Here is a 21,023-nt window from a genome sequence, read left to right as displayed (position 1 = left end):
CGGTCGGGGGTCTTACGTTGCTTTTATATGAATAGATCTTTCTATTGTTTGGTTTACTCTGCATGCAGCAGGTGATCACGGCCGTAGTCTATTCATGTTATGGCATATTTCCCCCCATCATACGCTATTTGACCGCAGACCGCTGGCTGCGGTTTTTTATTTGCAATATAATCGGAGGAATGGAATATGACCCTAATAAAAGCAAAGAATTTACGTAAAGAATGGAACGGGAACCTGTTATTTGAGAAGGTGTCCTTTGAGATTGCAGAAGGAGAGCGTGTGCTCTTGTTCGGTCGTAATGGAATAGGCAAAACCACACTGCTTAAGGGATTGATTGGTCGCCTCACCTTTGAGGAGGGAAGTATATATCATGGCTTGCCGCGTGAGGAATGGGGAGTGCTGGATCAGCAGCTAGAAGTATCAGAAGAAGTAACTGCATTGGACTATGTTCTCACCGGTTCGGTAGAGCTGCCTAGATTGAAGCGCCAGCTTGAATCCCTCAGTCAGAGGTTGCAGGAGCAGAACGAGGAGAGTGAAGCGGGATTGGCTGAATACGCCGAAGTGTATGAACAATACCTGCAGCTTAATGGATATGACTGGGAGGCAAAAGCGGAAAAATGCTTGAAGCAGCTTAAGCTAGAGCGTTCAGTTTGGAATTTGCCATACCCATCACTAAGCGGAGGACAAAAGACACGTGTACAACTGGCAGCATTACTAGCCCAGCAGCCGAAGCTGTTGATTCTAGATGAGCCGACGAATCACTTAGATGGAGAAACAATGGAGTGGTTGGAACATTGGGTGTACACCTACCCCGGAACCGTGCTTTATGTTTCGCATGATCGTACGTTCATCGACCGAACGGCAACGGCTTTACTGGAACTAAGTCCAGAGGGGTGTCGTCGGTATTCGGGTGGATATACACACTATCGGGAGCAGAAGGCGGTGGAGGCGCGAACACTGGAGGGGCAATATAAAAAGCAGGAACAGGAAAAGGAGAAAATACTGGAGAGCATCAGGAGGTATTCCGAATGGTTTCAGCAGGCACACCGTGCAGCCGGACAGCATGATTTCCTCCGTGCGAAAGCTAAGAAGAACGTATCTCGTCTTCATGCGAAGGAAGCTGCACTCGAACGCTTAAATAAGAACCGTGTGGAATTACCACGCGAGACAAGCAAGCTGAAGATGAAGCTGGAAAGTGAAGCGTTTATGGCGGATGCTTTGCTGTCACTTCGTGAAATTGATTTTGCATATGAGGGTTTTGCACCTGTATTGAAAGATTTCAGTTTGTCTCTGAATCGAGGAGATCGTCTCGCTATTCTGGGTCCCAATGGTGTCGGTAAATCTACTTTGTTGAAGCTGATTGCGGGTATTTATAAACCAACCCAAGGCGAAATGCGGCTACATCCGCGGACGAAGATTGGTTATTTTGCGCAAGAGCTGGATAATTTAGAGGTGTCATCCACCATCCTGGATAGTTTGCTTGAACTGCCAGGCATGACCCAAACGGAGGCGCGAACGATTCTGGGCTGCTTTTTATTTTCGCGAGAGGACGTTTTTAAACGAATTGGTGATTTAAGTCTAGGGGAGAAATGTCGTGTAGCTTTCCTTAAATTGTACTTTGGAAAAGCTAATCTATTGGTACTGGATGAACCCACCAATTATCTGGACATTGACACTAGGGAGCGTGTAGAAGAAGCGCTTATGGTTTATCCGGGTGGACTTGTGATGGTCTCGCATGACCGGTATCTTCACGCTAAAGTAGCTAATCGTTTGGTAATACTAGGACCGACTCAGACACCGAAGTTTTTTCAAGGTTCCTATGATGAATACATTTCCAAAGATAGAAGTCGTGTGCTTACCCGTAAAGAACAGGCCCTTGAGGACGATCTCGTTCTTCTGCAGCTGCGTCTGAATCAATTGATCCAGAGCGGAAGTCGGGATACGGAGGAGGAAAATGAGGCTTTAATGGTGGAGATCGTTAATCTGAGGTCACAGATTCAGGAAATGGAGGATAAGGAAGAAGCTACACACTCATAGGGAAGAACAGACACAACCCAGCTCAGGATAGAAGGTATATCTTGGGTTGGGTTGTTTTTTAGCGTAAAAAATAAACAACGGTTCGAATATTCCGATAGGAGTCATCACAGGCAAGGTGTATAATTGGATGAATATGGATGTTTTGCGTACAGAAAATCTCGAAGGGATGGTTATGTGAAGATTAGAATCGTCGGGGGTTGTGGAAGTGGCAAATCCTATATCGCTAGAGAGTTGTCTAAAAAGTATGGTGTAGGTTATTACGAAACAGATATTTGGTATGGGATAGAAGTGCCGAGAACCTCCGTTATTCCGTTGAAGCAAGGGATGCGCAATTGGAGGAGATCCTCGATAAACCCTCATGGATTCTAGAAGGCGTGCATTATAAGTGGGGGCAGGAAAGTTTTAAAAAAGCAGATTTAATCGTTATTCTGAGACCTAATCAAGTATTCTGTGATTTGAGAGTCATTACAAGGTTTATAAAGACAAGGCTTGGATTCGAGCAAGCGAATTACAAGCAATCGTTTAAGAATCTGTATGTGATGATTTTTGAATGGAACCGCGGATATAATCGGGAAGCCATACATAGAATTATTGAATTAACGAATAATTTTTCTGATAGACGGGTGATTCTAAAGCATAATAAGGAACTGGAAACCATTATTGAAGAGCGGATAATCAGGATGAATGAATAAAATAAGTATAGAGAGTGAGGCCCTAATATGGATAATAGTAAAGTTGAGCGTTTAGAGCAGGAGGATTTCATAGGCTTTTGGAAAAGAGTTCTCGCTACCTTTCTGGATCTCTTTATCATCCTGATCCCTGCGGTTATTGTATACTGGATATTCAACTCATTAGCTGTTTCCTTGCGCTCGGAGATTCCTATTATCCTTGAGTATATTCTATTTATCGTATTTGATGTTTTTATGATCGTTAGATTTGGCGGCACACCAGGGAAGCTGGTTTTAAAAATGAAGATTATCAATCAACAAGGGAATTACCCAACGTTGAATGAAGCTCTAATTCGAAATATTTTCAGGATTATTAGTACGATTTTTTCAATGATTGTTGGCGTTAGCCTCTACGATTTCACTGCTATTTCCACCAACCTTGTCTTATGGGCACCTTTAGCTACTGATCTCAGTAAAATACTTGGCCCCATCATGCTGGTGGATTATCTATTTGTCGCCTTTTCTCCCCGTAAACGGGCGCTTCACGATATGATGGCTGGTACTTATGTTGTTGATAAATAGAGGGTGGTCACTATATGTCTAACCCAAGTATTACAGACTTCCAGAATTACATGATGGAAGCTAAATCTAAATAAAATCATGCATAAATAAAAATCCGGTCCTATGCTCGTGTTCAACGAGCGGGACCGGATTTTTATTTGTTTCAATCGGTTAGCTTACCTTTTGAACAGCTTGCATAAAGGTCTCCAATGCTGAGGACTTTGCTCCTTTGATCCACTGCTCCAAGACATCTGTCTGATCATTCATATACCATCCTAGTTTTTCCTTCAACTCTTGGTCAAAGTTATTAGGTTGTTTTGTTCGTTCGGCTATGAGCTGTTTAATCATTTGTGGCCAACGATACCCATTAAGACCAAAGCTGTGTTCGGGGTAACGTTCCGCCAGTGTCATCACAGAAGAAAGCGACTCACCAGCGTATAATTCTGCCGCCAAATAGCTGCCAATAAAACGATGGCTGTTATCATGCTCTAAGGCGATAGCAAATTGCTCCCGAGCTTCTTTCAGCTTGCCTTGATGCATGAGAGCTACGGCGTTTATAGAGCGTACATAACTGTTTAATTCGATTTGGTTTAGCTCGTTGTAGCGCGAATGAAATTCGTTATATGACTTCCAGTCCGCATGGTCAAAATAATACTGAGTCAATGTGAAGGCATAATTAGAATAAGGATGCAACTGTATGAGCTTTTGGAGTGGAGGAATCGCCTGATCTTCTAATGAGTCATCCTTCGTGATGGAGGATTTGGCGAGCATCAGCTTCACAAGCATGTGCAAGGCATGAGCATCCTGTGGATCATCCGCGATATTCTGTTGATACATTTCTAGTGCTTGATCAGGTTTCTTATCCAGTAAGAGGTGGTCAGCAGCGGTCAGTTCTCGTGCCTTGAGATAAAAGAAGGGAAGACTACCGACGGTGTCTTCATTTAGCCTGTAACCATTACTGCGGGTAATAAGGCGTCCATCTGCATCGAAAGCTTCAATATTCCAAGAAAAACGTGCTTCAGGATTCATGAACACGAGAAAAGATAGTGGATCAATAGATTCAAAGCCTTCTCCGCCGCTGCCGTAGGAGAAACCACTGTTGTAATAGAGTTCGTCTACTGGAATGGAGACTTGATTATCTGTGATGTGGTCCCGAATCTGCGAACTGAAGGAGCTCCCCACCATCGAGACCCCTCCGCTTAAGCGATAGTAAACTGCACCTTTAACAGCCTTCCAGTGAAAATCTATAGACTGACCCGTTATCGTCTCCTGATTAATAGGAGACTGAAGCTCAAGCAGAGGTTGTAGAACAATGCTCTTATTTAACGTGTCACCCGGTTTAACTTCAATCCAATCATCGTACTGTATTGGCCAAGTCCAGCCGTCGATCTGATCATAGCTAAGTCCAAGCTGCAATTGATAGAAGCCCGGAATCACACCGTGAAATTCAAAACGCCCTTCATCGTCGGTAACGATTCGGTATGGTTCAGCAGCAGTAATGCTGTGATGGACCTCGCTTTCAGCACGGAGAAAAATACCTGCACGTGAGATTGGTGTCCCATTGCTACGAGTCAGAGTTCCGGATACGACAGCCGCTGAGGTACTTCCCATATCTACAGCTGACTGAATGGCGGATTTTAACGCTTCAAGCTGCATTTCGGTTTCTGAAGTTCCTATGGCTGGCGCTGAGCTTGATGATGAGCCTGCTGCATCACTGTCTGCGGTGTCTTTTTCCGAGTTGCTAGTAACCTGATTCATTTGTTCATGAACACCCTGCCAGTATTTTTTGTAGCTCTCCAAGCCCTTGGTTACTACGGTAAGGGCTTCCTGTGCTTCGCCTTTCGTGAAGAGAAGCCGTCCGGTAAGCCATGCTTTCTGCGCATCTAGATTTTCTTGATACTCGGATGGAAATGTGGCTTGTTCAAGAATAGCTTCAGCGGTTGTTATATCGCCACTATTTAGGGCTCGCTCCGCGTGAAGGAGCGCTAGTTCTTTTGCCAAGTGAGAATTGCTGTTTAGCTGTTTCGCCGCGGTGATTAGCGCTTGATCTCCGTCGTCTTTACGACCAAGAGCATCATATTCATAGGCAAGCAGCTTAACCGCGAATATACGTTTATTATCCGCTGGCCCATCAAGGATGTATTCCTCTAGTAAAGCGATTTTATCCTCCGGCAGTAAGTTCGAAATACTCGGTTCATCATGATTCCACTGACTCATAGAGGGGCCAATATTTACGTCATATCTATAGGGATTGTAGCCATGCTCCTTATCGATGATATTGGTTTGAATAAGCTCCATACGTTTACTGCCAGTTGTAGACTCTAGCTTTTGCAGAAGTTCTGTACGGGCCAGGTTAGATTGAATAGCTGGGCTGTCCTCCATTTGTGCCTTTGAGGAGGGCAGAAAGTTAAATAGAAGAATGAGCAGGGAAGCCGGAAGCAGCACGAATGACACCAGATGTTTGACCTTGATCTTAATTCTCATGTTTCTTCACCGCCTGCTCATAGATATCCTTCCAGTACGTGTTGCCTCCGGCCTCAATAAGCTCCCGGTTCGCATGCTGCTGGACGTTTTGTTGGGGTTGATGTTTAACTTCTGGGTGATGCAATGTCAGCGAAACGACTAGAATAATAGCACCAATCGCGCCTATAGGTTTGACAGGGATTTCAATCTCCTTATTCCATAGTGCCAAGAGACGGGCTCCAAAGGTTGGAGGGTGGGTCATCTTGAGGACGCGTTCGTGTCCTTCGAAGTGGATGGATTGTAGTTCTTCTTCTAGCTGTTGCTTGATAGCTTCGCGTTTCGTATTCTCCGTGTTCCCCGTATTCATAAGAAGTGTCCCTCCTTCTCCAACATCTTTTTTAAGAGCGTCCGTCCTCTAGCGAGCCGAGATTTAATCGTATTCTCCGGTGTATTCAATTGCTCGGAAATTTCACGGATGTTCATCTCATGAAAGTAATATAAGGTTAGACATTCGCGGTAAACATAATCGAGATTTCTGATGGACTCAGCGAGTCTAATATTGTTCCATTCCACCATAAAAAGCTCTTCTGCCCCGGCAGTGAAGCCCGCATCTTCGCTGGTCTGGAGCTCTGATCCGCCCGATGGAAAAGTATTACGCCAGCTCCAAGTTCGTTGCTTCATGCGGCAACGGTTGACAACGATGCGAATGAGCCAAGCCTTTAACCGTTCCGGATCCTGCAGCTGATTCATTTTGGCATAGGCTTGAATAAAAGTATCTTGCACCGCTTCTTCGGCACTGTGTCGATCTTTAAGCAGTAAGCAAGCGGTTCGGAGCAGCATATCGCCGTAGTCATCCATTAACAGGCGGAGAGCTGACTCATCCTTTGCTTTAATTCTGTCTATAATATTCAGATGAAGCTCCCCTCCCTTTACTAATAAGATGCGGCTTGGAGGATTAAGGTTGCGTTTGTGTGGAATATTTTTACTGAAGGGGCGGTATTTCCGTGATAATGTCCTGAGAGAAGCTCCATGAAATACCCAAGATGCGCCTCCCATTGCACTTTGTGCAATAGAACTTGTCCTGAAGCGGGAGAAAATGAATTCTGTTGCACTTTGTACATTCAAAATAGCTAAGAACCGTCTAATTTGGTTTTTTTTGCGGATTCTATTGCACGAAGTGCAATGCATTGCTTTTTTCGAAGTAAACAGCCCCAATCTATTGCACGTTCTGCAATGAAATGTTCTGATAGTTAGAATTAATCCGTAATTTATTGGTGTTCAGCAGATTTGGGTAAAGGATAGTTAGACCAAGCTCAGCCTTCCTTGTTGTCTAAGGAAACTTATTCATTTCAGTATCGTCTATATGTTCAGTTCTTTTTTTTTTGATAGATGGCTTTGAGCCAACCTACTAAGGAGATGACATCATGTCAGCACAGATTAAATTTTTAGCAGCTTCTATATTGCTCACAGGTATGATTGGACTAGCTGGATGCAGCTCGAACAATGATCAAGCTAATTCAGCCACCCCAACGACGGCACCTACTGAAACGGCTGTAACAGCAACCTCTGAGCCGGAAGTTAGCCCAACAACCACACCTGTGGAAACTGCACCAGCAGCGACCACTTCCCCTACGGAGACTAATAAAGATACAGCCAACGTTAATCCGCAAGATAGTGAAAAACAGCTTAAAGAACTACTTGAGCTTGCTAAAAAAGGAAAGGTGCCCGGTGTTGAATATGCTGCACATACCGGCCTTATTGACGAGGTAGAAGCAGACTGGGGTAAGCCTGATCAACAAGAGCCAGCGGGAAAAGGTATTTATTCTACCTACACTGATGAACATGTCGTATTTGGATTCAATAAAGGGAGTCTAATCTTTGATGTTCGTTCCAGTGATGCTGCGCTGCAAAAGCTGACCCTGAAACAAATGGAGGGGGCGCTAGGCAAACCGGATGACACTAAAGTGAACGGCGAGGATAAGATCTATACTTATCAAGCCAATGATCAATTCCAGTTGAAATTCATTATTCCAAATTCAACAGGTAAGGTGGGCCACATCTCCGTGTTTAGTGAACAGGATTCCACCAATAATATGGCTGGATAAGACCAGCAATGGGGCAAAGAGCAATCATGCAGAGAAATCTGTGGGTTGCTCTTTTTGTATGTTTATTTTGATCTGGAGTACGCCTTGGACGGACTGATATAATGTAACCAATAAGAGGATTCGGGGGAAAGAGAGGTTCTATCATGCAGCTGGAATTAATCGAAAGTGAATACAAAGTGACCGGAGATGGGATAACGATCGAATTATTCCCAAAAGAATTTACGCTTTTTCAGTTCTTGTACAAAAATAGAGGGCGTACGTTCAGTCGGGAGCAACTGCTGGATAAGGTATGGCCTTTGGAATATCCGGTAGAGCGAACAGTAGATGATCATATATATCGCCTTCGTAAAAAGCTTAGCAAGCTACAAGGCTTGGATATTAAGACCGTTCGTGGATTTGGCTATAGTCTGACGATACAGGAACCAGCTGTAACTATGACCAATCCGACTACATATGACGCAAAGATGCAAGAGACGATGCGGGAGGTATTTGTAAAATATCATCAATACGGCCAAGGAAGATCCATGTTAACCTTAGCGCGACAACAGGATGTTTTGGGTTATGAAATGGATCCGTTCTATTCAATCTATATTCATTTTGTGCAGGGAGATTTGGAATGGCTTCTGAACACAGAGGAAGTTGAGATAGAAGAGCGTTTCTATTCGTTGATGATCTGTTATATATTTTTGGGTGATCCGAAGAAAAAATTAGAGTTCTGTGAGCTAGTCCTTGAGAAAAAGATTCTTTTGCCGCCCCAGCATCGTGAAATGGAGATCCTTAATATTCTGGATTTGTACACGCTGGCCGGGCAGCCGGAAAAAGCACTAGAACGATTAAAGCTAACGCATGAAGTGATCAAAGAGCCTGGGTATGAGAACTTCATTCCTGTAACGGCAATTTCCGAAATGCTCGTACACTTGTGGATGGGAACAGAAGATAAGGAATTGGGACGGATGGCGAAAGACATTGAAGTGCTTTTGCAGGAGAAGCCTTTTTTACGTGAGATCGGCAGTTATAAAGCTGCAAGAGGCTTGTGGTTTCTACGGCGCAGGTCTTGGCGCGAAGCAGAGCAGTTATTGGATGAGGCGCTTCAGGTGCTTGAGATGTCAGGATTCGTTCCGATGCGGATTTATGCGTTATACCGAATTGTGCACTATTGTAACCAGTTTTCTCCCAAGTCAGCTTTGCATCAGAAATATGCAGATTTATTTGAACGAGAGAAGGAAGAGCGGGGATTCCATCGTTTGGAGCAATCCTTGGAAAACGTGCTTATGAATATCGTGACAGCTCTCTGATAATTCTCTGACAATTCTCCGTTACATTAAGATCATGCTTCATATGTTCTTAATCGTAACTTGGAGGAATGTCCGATGAATGCTTCATCACAAGCAGGAACGAGTCTGCTAAAAAACAAAGTGTATATGCGTGTGTACAGCGCGTTCGCGACAGCTACTTTTGGGGATTGGTTTGATGCACTGGCGATTCAGGTACTCGTGGGGTACCGTTGGCAAGCTAGTCCGCTAATGCTGGCTTTAATTCCAGTCTCCATAGCTTTACCTGGGATTCTGCTTGGCTCCGTGGCAGGGGTAGCGGCTGACCGGCTGAATAAGCTGAAACTAATGCGGATGTGTGATCTGCTTACGGCGTTGTTAACAGTACTAGTACTGTTCGCTCCCAGTATGGTGTGGCTACTCCCGTTACTGATGCTGCGAGCAGCTATCTCTACGTTAAACGTCCCTGCCCAGCAGTCGATGACTCGCAGTTTGGTTAGAGAAGATCAGCTTTTACAAGCGACTTCACTGAATGGAATTGTAAATCAAGGTTCTAAAATCGCTGGACCGTTGCTTGGAGGTTTCGCGTTGTCTGTGCTTACGCCACAATGGTGCATTTTGATTAATGCTTGTTTGCGAGGCTGCTCTTATTTGCTCCTGCTTACTGTTAAAAACAGTGAAGCAGGACAAGTCAGCCCAGAGAGCAAGGGGGATCAAGAGGAGCATGTTTCTCTCCGCACCATGTGGAAGGAAGGCTGGAGTTTTATGCTCCGCAGCAGACTGCTGCTAAACAGCATGCTGTTTGGTTTAGTCGGTGCGTTGGCCATTCAGATGATTGATTTTCAGTTCACTAGTCTATTTAGAATTATTGCGCCTTCTGAGGAATCTATGCTGGGATGGCTTGTTGCGGCAACGGGTGTGGGGGCTATACTCATGATTATGGTCATGAACAAAATGAACCGGGGAACAGGCTACGGCTGGAAGCTTGGTACGGGTTATGCACTTATTGGTGTATCGGTCGGAGGGCTTGGTCTGCTTCAGCCGGGAGTCTCCAGCCTACCTGTATTACTTCTAGGATTTGTACTCGGTCTCGGAAACGGAATGTTTATGATCACCTTCAATTATTGTCTGCAAAAAGAAACACCTCCGCATATGACAGGGCGTGTGTTCGGTATTCAGAGTACCATTCTTAGCGGCGTTATGATTGGCGCTCCACTTCTTGGTGGTATGCTGGTTCAGGCTGCTGGACCCAGTCGTATCTTTTTGAACTTTGGTATCGTAATTGCTCTGATCGGCGTGCTGGGGATCGTATTTGGCCGCATGCTGTGGCCTGTGCAGAAAGAGAAGAGTGATAGCTCAACGGAGCAACCTGGGAAAATTAAAGTGATGGAAACTTGAGGATGCTGATTTACTCAGAAATAAGCTTGCGAAAGTGGGAGTGAAGGTCAGGCAATCTAGCCGGACAACGAAAGCTTGAGTAGCATAGACTATCTAGCTGGACTCCCCAGCATTTAGTTGCAGAATCTGCAAATAAATGCTGTTCCAGCGCACAAAGTGGAAAGTAGTTGTATAGAGTGCAATTAAGAGATTTTTCTAGCTGGCTCGGATCGATTGTTGGCTGTAAGGGCTTTTTTTATTTTATGGAGGAGTTTGGATAGAGCACGAGAAATTGTAAAGATAGAGGAGAATGAAGAATGGCGACTTTTATTTATATGGTTAGGCACGGAGAATCGCCGAAGCTGCCCGGAGGAACTGAAAGAACACGTGGATTAACAGCGAGGGGGGAAGCGGATGCCCGCAAGATAACGAAAAAATTACGTTCGGAAGGAATTCAAGTTTTCTATTCAAGTCCATACCTTCGGGCTATACATACGATTTCTGGATTGGCACAGGAGGTAGGGGCAGAGATTCAAAGTGTTGAGGATCTTCGAGAAATCCATTTTTCGGATGGAAGTAAAATCATGCCTGACCAGGAGCTATATCCTTTATTGACAACAATGTTTGCTGATCCGGATTTTGTTCCGGTTGGAGGGGAATCCATTCATGCGTGTCAGAAGCGATCAGTTAGCATGCTGCAAGAAATACTGAATAAACACAGTGGGCAAAAGGTTGTGATTGGAACTCACGGTGCGGTCATGACACTTATGATGAATTATTTTGACGCTAAATATGATCTGGATTTTCTACTACAAACCACTAAGCCGGATATTTATAAAATGGAGTTCGCAGGCGGAACGTTCATCGGTGTGGAGAGGTTATGAATTCCCATTCATAAGCCAAGAAATGTTTATTCAAAAGGATGGTCTGGCGTTAGCTAGGGACCATCCTTTTGCCTATCTACAAGCTATAAAATCGCTTAGTATTCGCAGTCAGTATCTCTTCCGCTTGGCCAAGGGTGTAGCCATGGTGCACCCCCCAAGCGGCGGCGACGTCTCGAATCATAGATGGATGGGTGATTTTTCCCGCAAAAGGTCCTTCAAACGGCCAAGGGCCATCGGTTTCCGCCATGACAAGCTCTGGGGGATACCGGCGGGCAAGCTCCTGAATCTCCGGCTCATATAGGATATCAGGGGTGAAAGAGATATAGCAGCCAATGTTAATCATGCGGGCAATGGCTTCTTCGGGTCCCTTAAACCAATGAAAGTGGGCACGCTTTATACCATGTTTCTCTAATAGATCACAGGCAATCAGCGCATCCTCATAGACAGCGTGCAGGACCACTGGTTTATTTATACGGGCGGCAAGCTCAAGCAACTGATCAAGAAGCTGAATATAAGGCTCCATATCAAAGGCTTCGCCGCGCTCCAGTGCTTCAGCACGCGAATAATAAGGCAGTCCAATTTCACCTACCGCGATGAAATCCTCCCGATTTTGACGCTCAATCCATTCCAGTAAAGTGGATAACTCAGCTTTCTGCGGCAGTGGCTGCTCGGGATGAAAGCCATAAGCTGGACGTACCAATCCGGGATAGGCAGCGGCAAGCCTTTGAGTGCGAACGCAAGAGTCTAAATTCATGGAGACAGCAATCAGGGCTTCGATCCCCAAGTTAGGAATCTCACTCAACATTTGTTCCGAAACCTCAGGCACATATTGCTCTAAATGTATATGAGCATCAATCATAGCTGCTTACCCACCACATAAGAGGCATACTCCTCGTGAGGCTCAAAACGAATGGATTCAGGTTCCATTCCATCATTTCCTGATTTATAGGAAAAGGTTAGTGTGCCAATACTCTCCAGAAATCCGATATAAACATTGGTTTCAGCTTTCAGCTTGCCTTCTTCCACCATGTAGTAAGTCACAGCACCAATCCCGGCTTTTTCGCCAAGATTGCCATCCTCGCCACGATCTGGATATCGCATAGTAACCATAGATGGAGTGGAACCTTTTACCTGAATTTGAATTAAGGCATCGCCTTTTTCATTGGAGATTTTTGAGGTAACAAATGCCGAGACAGCTTTATCTGCGGAAGGTACGTTCATTTCTTTCCACTGGTTAGGCTTAATCACGTGAAGCTCCTGCATAGACATACCCGTACCTGTTCCGAGCCACAGTATGACAACAACTTCTTCCTGACCATCCTGATCTATGTCGGCGTAATGAATCTCAGGAGTGTAACCTAGCAATCTGGGTGCTTCCCAATTAAACGTATGCTTGTTTCCGTTCACCTCTACAACAAATCCTTCGTAGATATCGCCATTTTTAAGGGCGGTATACAGCTTAACTTGGTCATTTTCTGTAGCAATCGCAAGGGGTTCGCTGGGTGTTCTTACAGTAGTACTAACATCCCCTGATGTAATTGATACTTCAGATCGCGAGGCATTCAGTTTCACATCTGCGCCAGAGAGGCTATTTATTGCATCGGTAGGGATATAGAAATTGCCGTTTCGTAGAATCCCAGGTCCACCCAGCGCATTCTGATAACCGTCACCTTGCATATATTCATTGCCCGGCTTGAGAACATATCTGCTGCTTCCATCAGAGATGGTTAAGGTTTTCGTAGCATTATCCCATTGTTGTTCAGATGAGTAGTACTCCATGAGTACTTTTGCAGGTACATAGACCTTATCACCTGAGAAAAAAGGTGGGAGCGAAGGAAGAACGGTTTCTCCGTCAACGATTAGCTTCAGTTGTGCTTCAGTAGTTTGTGCTTGGTTAAATGCCATTGATGTATCCATATCTATAGATGCCGATGCTCCGCATCCGGCTAAAAAGAGCGTGCTAGCTCCGATTACGATGATTTTATTCATAATTACCTCCGAGGATAAAGTCCAGTCCCCTTAAGTATAGATTAAATCAGCGCGTAGTAGGTCACTTTCTGTAAACAAAGCAGATACAAGCTTGTCACGTTTGCTATTTATTTAAAAACACGGTGCGATCAACTTGTGATTTAGGGTCTACGGTTAGACTTTTGCTATACTGGACCTCCCCAATAGAGCAACCCGGTCCGATGATAATATCTTCACCGCAGACGAGATTTGCTGTCGTACGGTATAACGAGATGCTAGTTCCTTCAATCGTTTCGCAGGTAAGCTTCCGGAAGTAGGGTATTAGCGCATTCATTAGCTTCAAAGATGGTTTAACAGTAATGGTTCCGCTAGTTCTCATGACCTCAATTGTACTTCTGTTTCCTAAACGTAGCTCAATCGATGAACCAGCAGTTAATCTATTGATCTTCACTGCACCTTCGGCATAAAAAGTTTCGACTGCAGCATCTTGTGCTACGGAAAAGTATCCTGACGATTGCAGTCTGTCTGCTTGGATGTGTTGAACACGGAGGCTTCCCAGATTAATAACCTGATCAGCTCTACAATGACCTCCAATCGAACAATCACCAGATACTTTTAGCTTAGAGGTAACAACATTGTTCTTCACACTTAAATGGCCCACGACATTGACAGTGTCCGCACGCACATCCTCTTGGAGAATCAATGAACCTCTTACTTTCAGCGGTGGACCGATCATTTCATGGCGTTCAAAAGTATCATTTATATTGGACATTTACAGGGATCCGCCTTTCGGAATATGTTTTAATGATTAAAATATATATTTATTATAATATATAGTCAATATAACATTTTGGGAGTATAAGCATAAAAAAACTGCCGTCAGTTTCCTGACAGGCAGCGTATATACAAATAAAGCCTTTTAGTTCATCATTTTATCCATTAACTCATTTATTTGTTCTAAGGTTCCTGAGATTTTATTCAACTCCGAGGTAGGAAAGGCTTCAAAGATATGTAGAATCCGCTGATGCCCTTGTTCTGTAAGGACAATGTTGACGACTCTGCGATCTTCCTTCGTCCGCACACGTTCGATAAGACCGGCTTCTTCCAGCTTATCGCACATCGAGGAAGCGGCTCCCGGTGTAATAATAAATCGTTCGGAGATGTCAGTAATGTTCAAGCTTCCTATAAGTCTGAGCTGGAACAACAGCAGGATCTGATTGTGAGTCAGGGTCTCCTGCTTGGTAATCATATCAATGAAGAACTGGGATTTCTGCTGCACATTTGCCATGGATTCCATAACCTTATGGATAGCATATTGTTTATCTTGCTCTGTGCTCATAGCCACGCTCCAATTTACTTTAGTTCCTAAAATATATAGAAGCTATAATAAGCTTGTCAAGTTAAGGGTGTTCTATCTTGTAATGGAACTGGAATTATAGCGTATTAACAGTCGAATTTACTTAGCTAAGTAAAATTTTGCTGGAAAGGAGAGTTTGATAGATGCAAGAGCGCGCATTGCCTCACCCTTTTGTAAAAGAGAAAATACTAGAAAAAACGGACATAGATGCTTTATTCACAACGGTTTTTGAAACCTTCTATAAAAGAATATTTAACTATATCGCTTATCGGGTCAGCTCACTCCATACAGCCGAGGATCTGACAAGCTTGGTCTTTGAAAAGACCTTAGCTAAGCTTGCGACCTATTCTCAGGAAAAAGCGCCTTTGGAGGTGTGGTTGTTTGCCATCGCTAGGAATGTGGTCAATGACCATTACCGAAGTCTTAAGAGACGCAGTTTCTTCTCTCTGGATGCCGTTAAGGAGCTGGTTTCTACTAGAAAAGAACCGGAGAGTTTAATCCTTCAGGGAGAACGTAACGGCAAGCTAAATGAAGCGCTGAACACTCTGAGCTCGAGGGAGAGAAACATTGTAGCCCTTAAATTCGGAGCAAACCTGAAAAACACGGAGATTGCACAGCTTACGGGGATCACAGAGGGGAATATAGGCATAATCCTCTACCGGACTATGAAGAAGCTGAAGACTGAAATAGGGAGCGTGGAGCAACTATGAATAGTAAAGAAATACAGCAGAAGTTCTCTGCGGATTTGGATGAAAGCATATATGGAGCGGAAAACCTGAAGAATGCGGAGTACAAGGAGCTACTGGAGCTTGGCAGGGTATTGGCCCATAAAGATTTCAGCGAGGGCTCAGACAAGACAGCCATTCTGAATAAGGCACGGAGAACGTATGCCGGCCAAGAGGAGGAGAAAGGATTGCGTACAAAGGATAGATTAAGACGTCCTGCTGTTATACTAGCAACTCTGTTGGTGGTAGGTACATTAAGTGTAACTTTTGTGCAACCATCATTCGCACAGGAACTGTTGTCGAAAGTATTGCAAACTATAAATTTAGGACATATTGTAGCTCATGAAGTAGAATACTCTGCGGATTACAATGTGATTCCGGAAGAACTGAAAGGTAAGATTTTTGATCGAAATGGCAATGAACTTCAAAGCTTGGATGTGGCTAATAAAATGGATGGTATTTACACAGCTAACGGAGAGCGTATTGTGGACTTTGCCAACGGGGAGCCGCTTACTCAGGGAGACGTGGACAAAGGAAAAGAAAAAGAAAGAGCAGGAATATTGACCGAAAAGGATTCTAGTAAGCTAAACGAATATACCATTTTTGATGTAGGGTTGCCGGAGTATCTGCCAGATGGCTATTCTTTTGATCGCGCAGAGTTTTATAAAGAAAAAAACGGTGAGGTCAACGGGAAATACATTAATCTATATTTTGTTAATGAAGCTACAAATAAGAAGATCTCAATGCAGCAACGGCACGCTGATGAAGAAACGGCTTATGAGATGTCGACGGACGGTACAATAGAAAAAGTGAAAATAAATGGAATTGACGCTGTATTGTACAATGGCAAAGCTGTTGACTGGGAAGCCAATGGTGTGTTATACGGTGTAGCATCAGATTACTTGGATAAGAATGAGTTGATTAAGGTAGCAGAGTCTATCCACTAATCGATTAGATTTAGTAAGTAGTAGGTGGCTTATGCCTCGGATTGGAATGCAACTAAACTGGAAGCCCGCATTTTGCGGGCTTTTTGAATGTCGGAAAAATCATCTAAAGGGAAATTGTCCATGTAATTTTGCATTTTAACTCTATAATCAAAAGGTATAGGGAATCTCTTCCTATATATTCCTCTTTTAATAAGTAAATACTTTTAAATTCGCTAAAATAAATCGAACGATATTTCTTTTATTTACCAACGTCTTCCATTTAAGCTGAAGCAGGTGATTATTCTGCATTATTTAAACGAATATTCACAGGAAGAAAGTGCTGCGATACTGGGTATTCCGCTCGGAACCGTGAAATCCCGTATTCACGCTGCACTACAGAAGCTTCGTCAGAAGCCAGACAATCATACTCTTTTTAAGGGAAAGGTGGAGGACCTGCATGAATTTCAATGAAGAGTTACGGACAGTTCTGCAGGAAGAGGCGAGAAATATAAGTGCCCCACCGGAACTGAGGGAGCAAATACTAAATAGGACCATAGCCAAACAAGGGGGAAGACGTATGAAGAAATGGCTCGTGGCAAGTATTATGGCGGCTGCATTATTAATTCCTACTGGAGCTTATGCCGGATATCATTATTTGGCAGACAACATGTATGGGTCCCCAGCAACTGCCGCTATGATAGGAGTAACCCAGCAACAATATGATAGGCTTGAGGCCAAACTGCAAAACGCGAAGCAAAGCTTTAAGGAAGAGGAATTCACAAAGCTGATGTCCTTACTAAAGGAATTGGGATCTTATAATCTGCAAATGGCCGATGCTGAAGGCGACTTTCACTTAGAGCAGTTAAGTGCGAAGGACCAGAAGGCATATAAAGAATTACAGGCTAAGCTTGAACCTTATTTCGAACAAATGAATGAAGAGAAACCATCAAAGAAATCAGTTCAATCTGTAGATCGTGATACTTTCTGGAATAGCTTGCTTGAAAAAGCTGAACAGAGGCTTACTAAAAAAGAGTTTGGGGAGATTGAAAAATTAATAAATGAGTTACAAAGCTATGATGCCAAGGTATTTGATTCAGATGGAAGTGTTCATATGGAACGGCTTTCGAAAGAGGAGATACAAAACCAAGAGAAGTTAATTGAAGCGCTCGACCCTTATATTAAAAAGCTAAATATGTTGATTAAACCTAGCTCTTAGTTGAATTTATATGCATGTATTGAATAACTATGGATAGAAGCATCGTTAGAAAAACCATCAGAAAAGGTGTATTCTGATGGTTTTTGCTTTTTACTAATCTATAGTCTATACATTGCTCACCGAATAATTGCATATTGAAAAGCTATAGAAAAAAAGTATTTGACCACTGGAATAATTAGACATATATTTATTAAAATACTATTTACTTATATCTGTATTATGTTGGCGGAAGGTGGCTTTGATCATGAAGCAGATGACCATTCGTGCAGAACTGGCGGACTATCTCAAGAAGCATGGGACAACGATCAATCAGTTCGCAGAGGTGTCTAAAGTAAATTCAGGCACGATCAGTAATATCATCAATGGGAATCGTCCAATAGCCATGCAACAATTAGATCGGATTACAGAAGGTATGGGCTTAGAAGAAGGAAGCTACTATGATTTGTACGTGGAAGAATGTTTTGTTCACTCTAATCCGAATTGGAGGCGTCTTCGGCCATTTCTATATCGCTGTGCAGAGCTAGATAAGCTGGAATGTATTGCACGGGTAGTTGGGATCATGATGGACAGTTTATCTTATACACCTTCGTTATTTGATACTGCGGAAGATTTTTTTACGCAAGGGAAACATAAAGCAGCAGCGATGTTATATCAGAGTGTAGCTGAGAGCGAGAAGTATCAGCATTCAGAGCGGTTGGCTCTTTGCCAATATAGACTATTCACGATCGCTTTGGGAGAGGATCAGGATGCTAATTTGCGAGCAGCTGTGCAATTTGAAGGATTTGTTAACCGGCTTGATGAGGTGGACCAGCTTGATGCGCTGAAAGATTTGGCGAATACATATAGCGCTTTACGACATTGGGACAAGGTAATGGTAATGGCTAAGGAAATGGGGAATAAAGCAACGATTCAATATCATGCCAAATACGACAGCGCCAGAAAAAGTAGGCTTCAAAAGGAACCTGAAATACCACTATTCTCATATATTCAATATTCTTACGTGTTACGTTCAGCAGTTTATAGAGAGCTAGGAAATTATGATAGAGCTTTACATTATGTTAACTTGTGTATGGATATGAACTGGATTCGGGAAGAAACGGAAGAAGCTTTGCAGCTTATGAATCAATGCATGGAGTGGGCACGGGCTAATATTGACTTGCTGCGAATTTTAAAAGGGGATGTAACAGTTCTGCCGGAATATGTGGCATACATTGAATCAAGAGAGGAAGAGATCCTCTCAGGTCTATTTAAAATCCTCCAAGCAGCGAATTACTATCAATTTGACGTGGATGATATTCTTTTGCGATTTGAGCAAAAAATAATAGATTGTAGAGATCATCAGCTAGAGATTAGATCCGATAATCAACAAATTTTCGAAGATAGATATACCCACTTGATGGCTGAGATAGCGTTTTATTATATAAAAAGAAATAAATATGAGATTAGCATAAAGTATATAATGGATAGTTTGGATTACTCAATAAAAATAAATAGCGAATCATGTATTATAAAGTGTGTTGGAATGTTCGAACAGCTTCGTTATACGGCATCCTTAGAAACACAAAAAGAATACCAAAACCTAATTAGTAAGGTGCAGCAAATCAACGAAAAGAAAAATGGCTTTGTTATTGGCAGTGCTTAGTAACGTAATTATTACCGTCCTTTTACTATTTCGTGGGATTATTTCTTTATAGTACTGCACTTTATTGTAAAATATAGAATTTGACATATACCTCTAGTATATTACTTTGAGGAGGTAGTGTTAATGAATAATCCAGAAATTATCCAAAAGAGAATAGAGGGTGCTAGAGCCAAACTTTATTTAATGGAAAGGGAATATGGGGGATTGTTACATCCAAATGTGATCAGACAGTCGATGAGGTTGGATGAATTAATCAATCAATACAATAAAGCTATACATAGTGATAACCAGAGTTGAAAGAAGAAGTTTAAGCTGATCGTATAAATTTGGCTCTATTCAATAGATAAGACCTACATAATGTTATTGAATCTCTGTATAAAATATAAAGCCAGCGCTATGCGTTGGCTTTTTTGGTTTTGTATGTTCCTAAAAAATAAATCTAAGCCCCATGCTTGTCATGCCCGTCTGCATATTGCGGCCAAGTCCCTCATAGATATGTACTAATCAATGCATTCAAAACAGGTTAAGGGGATGATATCATGCGCCGGACAATATGGGTACTCGCAATCATTATGAGCGTGGCCCTGGTGATGACGGGGTGCGGGAAGAAGGATGCCGCTTCCGTGGTCAAGGATTTGAACAATGTGGCCGACAAGTTGGAGAGTAAGCAGGGAACGTACCAAGCTTCAGGCATTATGACCCTGTTTACCGGCGAGCAGCCGCAGGAGTATAAGGTAGAGGTGTGGTACAAGAATCCTTCTTATTACCGGATTAGCTTGGCAAATGTTCAGAAGGATATTACGCAGATCGTGCTACGTAATGATGAGGGAGTGTTCGTACTCACACCAAGTATGAATAAGAGCTTCCGCTTCCAGAGTGATTGGCCAGACAATCAAGGTCAGGTTTATTTGTATCAGACGCTAGTTCGGGGCATCGTCTCCGATAACAATCGTCAATTTGTGGAAGATGGAGATAATTATGTGTTCGAGGTAGCTGCGAATTATCAAAGCAATGCCCTTGTGCGGCAAAAGATTTGGCTGGATAAAAAGACTTATGAACCTAAACAGGTTCAAGTCTCTGATTCTGAAGCCAAGGTAGTTGTGGATGTGAAGTTTGACACCTTTAAATTCGATACAGATTTCACTAAGGATTCCTTTGATATGCAAAAGAATATGACCACAGGTGCTGCTTCAGAAAGTACAGTAGCTGAGGTTGATGAAAATGGAAATCCTGTTGTACTTCCGGAGGGTCAGGAGCAGGAGGGGCAACCTGTCGCTGCTGAGCTTGGTGACTTTGGTATCATCGAACCTGGGTATGTTCCAGCAGGCGTTGAGTTGAAGGACTCTCATAAAATGGAAGGTAACAAAGATCATGCCGTTCTCATCCGGTATGATGGGGTTTATCAATACACCATTATGGAAGCCCGTCCATTGGACCGTGCAGTAGCATTGGCTCCTGGAACACTGATAGATCTCGGCTTTACCGCAGGACTTCTGAGTGGTGACGAGCAGCAGACTTTGACTTGGATGTCTGAGGGTATAGAGTATCGAATTACAAGTGCTAATCTTCCTGTTAACGAAATGATGCAAATTGCCGCTTCTATGGAGGCACAATCGGGTAAATAATATAAAGTAGGCGGATACTGCGTTTTGTGGGATTCTTTCCTCTACAACGTAGTATCCGCCTTTCTATATTTGCTAGTGCTCCAGCCTCTTTGATCTGAAGCAAAAAGATAACTGAGCTCACATTGACAGCCACCTTCCGTAGCATTACCATGAGTACTAAGACAATGATCATTACAGCTATGACGTTTTACTACAACG

Annotated in this window: 21 protein-coding genes and 1 pseudogene; 15 read left to right on the top strand and 7 right to left on the bottom strand. The window is 43.2% G+C overall.

What is annotated here, in order from left to right; genetic code table 11:
• The first annotated feature begins 186 nt into the window (after positions 1-186).
• The 4 genes from abc-f to UQ64_RS00795 all read left to right on the top strand — a co-directional run bounded on the left by abc-f (position 187) and on the right by UQ64_RS00795 (position 3,287).
• Positions 187-2,037, top strand: coding sequence for a ribosomal protection-like ABC-F family protein (abc-f, locus tag UQ64_RS00805; protein WP_060621633.1), 1,851 nt, complete (start codon positions 187-189; stop codon positions 2,035-2,037).
• A 174-nt stretch (positions 2,038-2,211) separates the two neighbouring features.
• On the top strand, positions 2,212-2,406 hold the full coding sequence (locus UQ64_RS31870; RefSeq protein WP_245237814.1) for a hypothetical protein: 195 nt from the start codon (positions 2,212-2,214) through the stop codon (positions 2,404-2,406).
• Between the two features lie 5 nt (positions 2,407-2,411).
• Positions 2,412-2,729 carry a hypothetical protein gene (locus UQ64_RS31865; RefSeq protein WP_245237813.1) on the top strand — a complete coding sequence of 106 codons (318 nt, stop codon included), beginning with the start codon at positions 2,412-2,414 and terminating at the stop codon, positions 2,727-2,729.
• 27 nt (positions 2,730-2,756) lie between these two features.
• Complete coding sequence (locus tag UQ64_RS00795; protein ID WP_060621628.1) at positions 2,757-3,287, top strand: RDD family protein; 531 nt, start codon at positions 2,757-2,759, stop codon at positions 3,285-3,287.
• 150 nt (positions 3,288-3,437) lie between these two features.
• Here the strand turns inward: UQ64_RS00795 and UQ64_RS00790 are convergent, their stop codons facing one another.
• Genes UQ64_RS00790 through UQ64_RS00780 form a run of 3 tightly spaced genes read right to left on the bottom strand, consistent with a single transcriptional unit; the run spans position 3,438 to position 6,635 of the window.
• On the bottom strand, positions 3,438-5,750 hold the full coding sequence (locus UQ64_RS00790) for a carboxypeptidase-like regulatory domain-containing protein (RefSeq protein ID WP_060621626.1): 2,313 nt from the start codon (positions 5,748-5,750) through the stop codon (positions 3,438-3,440).
• Positions 5,740-6,096: a hypothetical protein gene (locus UQ64_RS00785; RefSeq protein ID WP_060621624.1), complete on the bottom strand. Its 357-nt coding sequence runs from the start codon at positions 6,094-6,096 to the stop codon at positions 5,740-5,742. The genes UQ64_RS00790 and UQ64_RS00785 overlap by 11 nt, the downstream gene beginning before the upstream one ends.
• Complete coding sequence (locus tag UQ64_RS00780; RefSeq protein WP_425339562.1) at positions 6,093-6,635, bottom strand: RNA polymerase sigma factor; 543 nt, start codon at positions 6,633-6,635, stop codon at positions 6,093-6,095. The genes UQ64_RS00785 and UQ64_RS00780 overlap by 4 nt, the downstream gene beginning before the upstream one ends.
• Before the next feature lie 515 nt (positions 6,636-7,150).
• On the opposite strand from UQ64_RS00780, the gene UQ64_RS00775 reads away from it, so the two are divergent.
• The 4 genes from UQ64_RS00775 (at position 7,151) to UQ64_RS00760 (ending at position 11,366) form a co-directional block, all read left to right on the top strand.
• Entirely contained in the window at positions 7,151-7,834 is a 684-nt protein-coding gene (locus UQ64_RS00775) for a YjgB family protein (RefSeq protein ID WP_425339561.1), read from the top strand.
• 143 nt (positions 7,835-7,977) lie between these two features.
• Entirely contained in the window at positions 7,978-9,129 is a 1,152-nt protein-coding gene (locus UQ64_RS00770) for a winged helix-turn-helix domain-containing protein (RefSeq protein WP_060621620.1), read from the top strand.
• A gap of 75 nt (positions 9,130-9,204) precedes the next feature.
• Complete coding sequence (locus UQ64_RS00765; RefSeq protein WP_060621618.1) at positions 9,205-10,503, top strand: MFS transporter; 1,299 nt, start codon at positions 9,205-9,207, stop codon at positions 10,501-10,503.
• A 296-nt stretch (positions 10,504-10,799) separates the two neighbouring features.
• Positions 10,800-11,366 (top strand): histidine phosphatase family protein, encoded by a 567-nt coding sequence (locus tag UQ64_RS00760; protein ID WP_060621616.1) that lies wholly within the window; start codon positions 10,800-10,802, stop codon positions 11,364-11,366.
• Positions 11,367-11,442: 76 nt separating this feature from the next.
• Here the strand turns inward: UQ64_RS00760 and UQ64_RS00755 are convergent, their stop codons facing one another.
• The 4 genes from UQ64_RS00755 to UQ64_RS00740 all read right to left on the bottom strand — a co-directional run bounded on the left by UQ64_RS00755 (position 11,443) and on the right by UQ64_RS00740 (position 14,673).
• On the bottom strand, positions 11,443-12,225 hold the full coding sequence (locus UQ64_RS00755) for a TatD family hydrolase (protein ID WP_060621614.1): 783 nt from the start codon (positions 12,223-12,225) through the stop codon (positions 11,443-11,445).
• The gene (locus UQ64_RS00750; RefSeq protein WP_060621609.1) at positions 12,222-13,355 is read right to left on the bottom strand and encodes a stalk domain-containing protein; all 1,134 of its coding nucleotides are present in this window, start codon (positions 13,353-13,355) and stop codon (positions 12,222-12,224) included. The genes UQ64_RS00755 and UQ64_RS00750 overlap by 4 nt, the downstream gene beginning before the upstream one ends.
• 103 nt (positions 13,356-13,458) lie before the next feature.
• The gene (locus UQ64_RS00745; RefSeq protein ID WP_060621607.1) at positions 13,459-14,106 is read right to left on the bottom strand and encodes a hypothetical protein; all 648 of its coding nucleotides are present in this window, start codon (positions 14,104-14,106) and stop codon (positions 13,459-13,461) included.
• 147 nt (positions 14,107-14,253) lie between these two features.
• A complete protein-coding gene (locus UQ64_RS00740; RefSeq protein ID WP_060621605.1) occupies positions 14,254-14,673 on the bottom strand; it encodes a MarR family winged helix-turn-helix transcriptional regulator in 420 nt (139 codons plus the stop codon).
• A gap of 161 nt (positions 14,674-14,834) precedes the next feature.
• On the opposite strand from UQ64_RS00740, the gene UQ64_RS00735 reads away from it, so the two are divergent.
• The 7 genes and pseudogenes from UQ64_RS00735 to UQ64_RS00715 all read left to right on the top strand — a co-directional run bounded on the left by UQ64_RS00735 (position 14,835) and on the right by UQ64_RS00715 (position 20,825).
• Positions 14,835-15,401, top strand: a complete 567-nt coding sequence (locus UQ64_RS00735) for a sigma-70 family RNA polymerase sigma factor (protein WP_060621598.1) — start codon at positions 14,835-14,837, stop codon at positions 15,399-15,401.
• The gene (locus UQ64_RS00730; RefSeq protein WP_060621596.1) at positions 15,398-16,363 is read left to right on the top strand and encodes a DUF4367 domain-containing protein; all 966 of its coding nucleotides are present in this window, start codon (positions 15,398-15,400) and stop codon (positions 16,361-16,363) included. The genes UQ64_RS00735 and UQ64_RS00730 overlap by 4 nt, the downstream gene beginning before the upstream one ends.
• A 240-nt stretch (positions 16,364-16,603) precedes the next feature.
• Positions 16,604-16,813: pseudogene (locus UQ64_RS29785) on the top strand (sigma factor-like helix-turn-helix DNA-binding protein); the annotation flags it as partial.
• Positions 16,814-16,919: 106 nt separating this feature from the next.
• Positions 16,920-17,558: a DUF3600 domain-containing protein gene (locus UQ64_RS00725; RefSeq protein WP_167348445.1), complete on the top strand. Its 639-nt coding sequence runs from the start codon at positions 16,920-16,922 to the stop codon at positions 17,556-17,558.
• Positions 17,559-17,802: 244 nt separating this feature from the next.
• Positions 17,803-19,200 carry a helix-turn-helix domain-containing protein gene (locus UQ64_RS00720; protein WP_060621592.1) on the top strand — a complete coding sequence of 466 codons (1,398 nt, stop codon included), beginning with the start codon at positions 17,803-17,805 and terminating at the stop codon, positions 19,198-19,200.
• A 123-nt stretch (positions 19,201-19,323) separates the two neighbouring features.
• Positions 19,324-19,497: an aspartyl-phosphate phosphatase Spo0E family protein gene (locus tag UQ64_RS29780; protein ID WP_082650928.1), complete on the top strand. Its 174-nt coding sequence runs from the start codon at positions 19,324-19,326 to the stop codon at positions 19,495-19,497.
• Positions 19,498-19,739: 242 nt separating this feature from the next.
• Positions 19,740-20,825, top strand: coding sequence for a LolA family protein (locus UQ64_RS00715; RefSeq protein WP_060621590.1), 1,086 nt, complete (start codon positions 19,740-19,742; stop codon positions 20,823-20,825).
• Positions 20,826-21,023: the final 198 nt, after the last annotated feature.

It is taken from the genome of Paenibacillus etheri (assembly GCF_001012825.1).
Classification (GTDB): Bacteria; Bacillota; Bacilli; order Paenibacillales; family Paenibacillaceae; genus Paenibacillus_AQ; species Paenibacillus_AQ etheri.
The sequence above is the reverse complement of the archived record's forward strand: the minus strand, read 5'-3'. Positions and strand labels throughout refer to the sequence as shown.

Bases quoted from the DNA above. Each gene is read 5' to 3' on its own strand.
- UQ64_RS00735 (WP_060621598.1), top strand. From the start codon at position 14,835: ATGCAAGAGCGCGCATTGCCTCACCCTTTTGTAAAAGAGAAAATACTA.
- UQ64_RS00740 (WP_060621605.1), bottom strand. From the start codon at position 14,673: ATGAGCACAGAGCAAGATAAACAATATGCTATCCATAAGGTTATGGAA.
- UQ64_RS00790 (WP_060621626.1), bottom strand. From the start codon at position 5,750: ATGAGAATTAAGATCAAGGTCAAACATCTGGTGTCATTCGTGCTGCTT.
- UQ64_RS00730 (WP_060621596.1), top strand. From the start codon at position 15,398: ATGAATAGTAAAGAAATACAGCAGAAGTTCTCTGCGGATTTGGATGAA.
- UQ64_RS00725 (WP_167348445.1), top strand. From the start codon at position 16,920: ATGAAGAAATGGCTCGTGGCAAGTATTATGGCGGCTGCATTATTAATT.
- UQ64_RS00760 (WP_060621616.1), top strand. From the start codon at position 10,800: ATGGCGACTTTTATTTATATGGTTAGGCACGGAGAATCGCCGAAGCTG.
- UQ64_RS00795 (WP_060621628.1), top strand. From the start codon at position 2,757: ATGGATAATAGTAAAGTTGAGCGTTTAGAGCAGGAGGATTTCATAGGC.
- UQ64_RS29780 (WP_082650928.1), top strand. From the start codon at position 19,324: ATGAATAATCCAGAAATTATCCAAAAGAGAATAGAGGGTGCTAGAGCC.
- UQ64_RS00755 (WP_060621614.1), bottom strand. From the start codon at position 12,225: ATGATTGATGCTCATATACATTTAGAGCAATATGTGCCTGAGGTTTCG.
- UQ64_RS00770 (WP_060621620.1), top strand. From the start codon at position 7,978: ATGCAGCTGGAATTAATCGAAAGTGAATACAAAGTGACCGGAGATGGG.
- UQ64_RS00785 (WP_060621624.1), bottom strand. From the start codon at position 6,096: ATGAATACGGGGAACACGGAGAATACGAAACGCGAAGCTATCAAGCAA.
- UQ64_RS00765 (WP_060621618.1), top strand. From the start codon at position 9,205: ATGAATGCTTCATCACAAGCAGGAACGAGTCTGCTAAAAAACAAAGTG.
- UQ64_RS00720 (WP_060621592.1), top strand. From the start codon at position 17,803: ATGAAGCAGATGACCATTCGTGCAGAACTGGCGGACTATCTCAAGAAG.
- abc-f (WP_060621633.1), top strand. From the start codon at position 187: ATGACCCTAATAAAAGCAAAGAATTTACGTAAAGAATGGAACGGGAAC.
- UQ64_RS00715 (WP_060621590.1), top strand. From the start codon at position 19,740: ATGCGCCGGACAATATGGGTACTCGCAATCATTATGAGCGTGGCCCTG.
- UQ64_RS00745 (WP_060621607.1), bottom strand. From the start codon at position 14,106: ATGTCCAATATAAATGATACTTTTGAACGCCATGAAATGATCGGTCCA.
- UQ64_RS00750 (WP_060621609.1), bottom strand. From the start codon at position 13,355: ATGAATAAAATCATCGTAATCGGAGCTAGCACGCTCTTTTTAGCCGGA.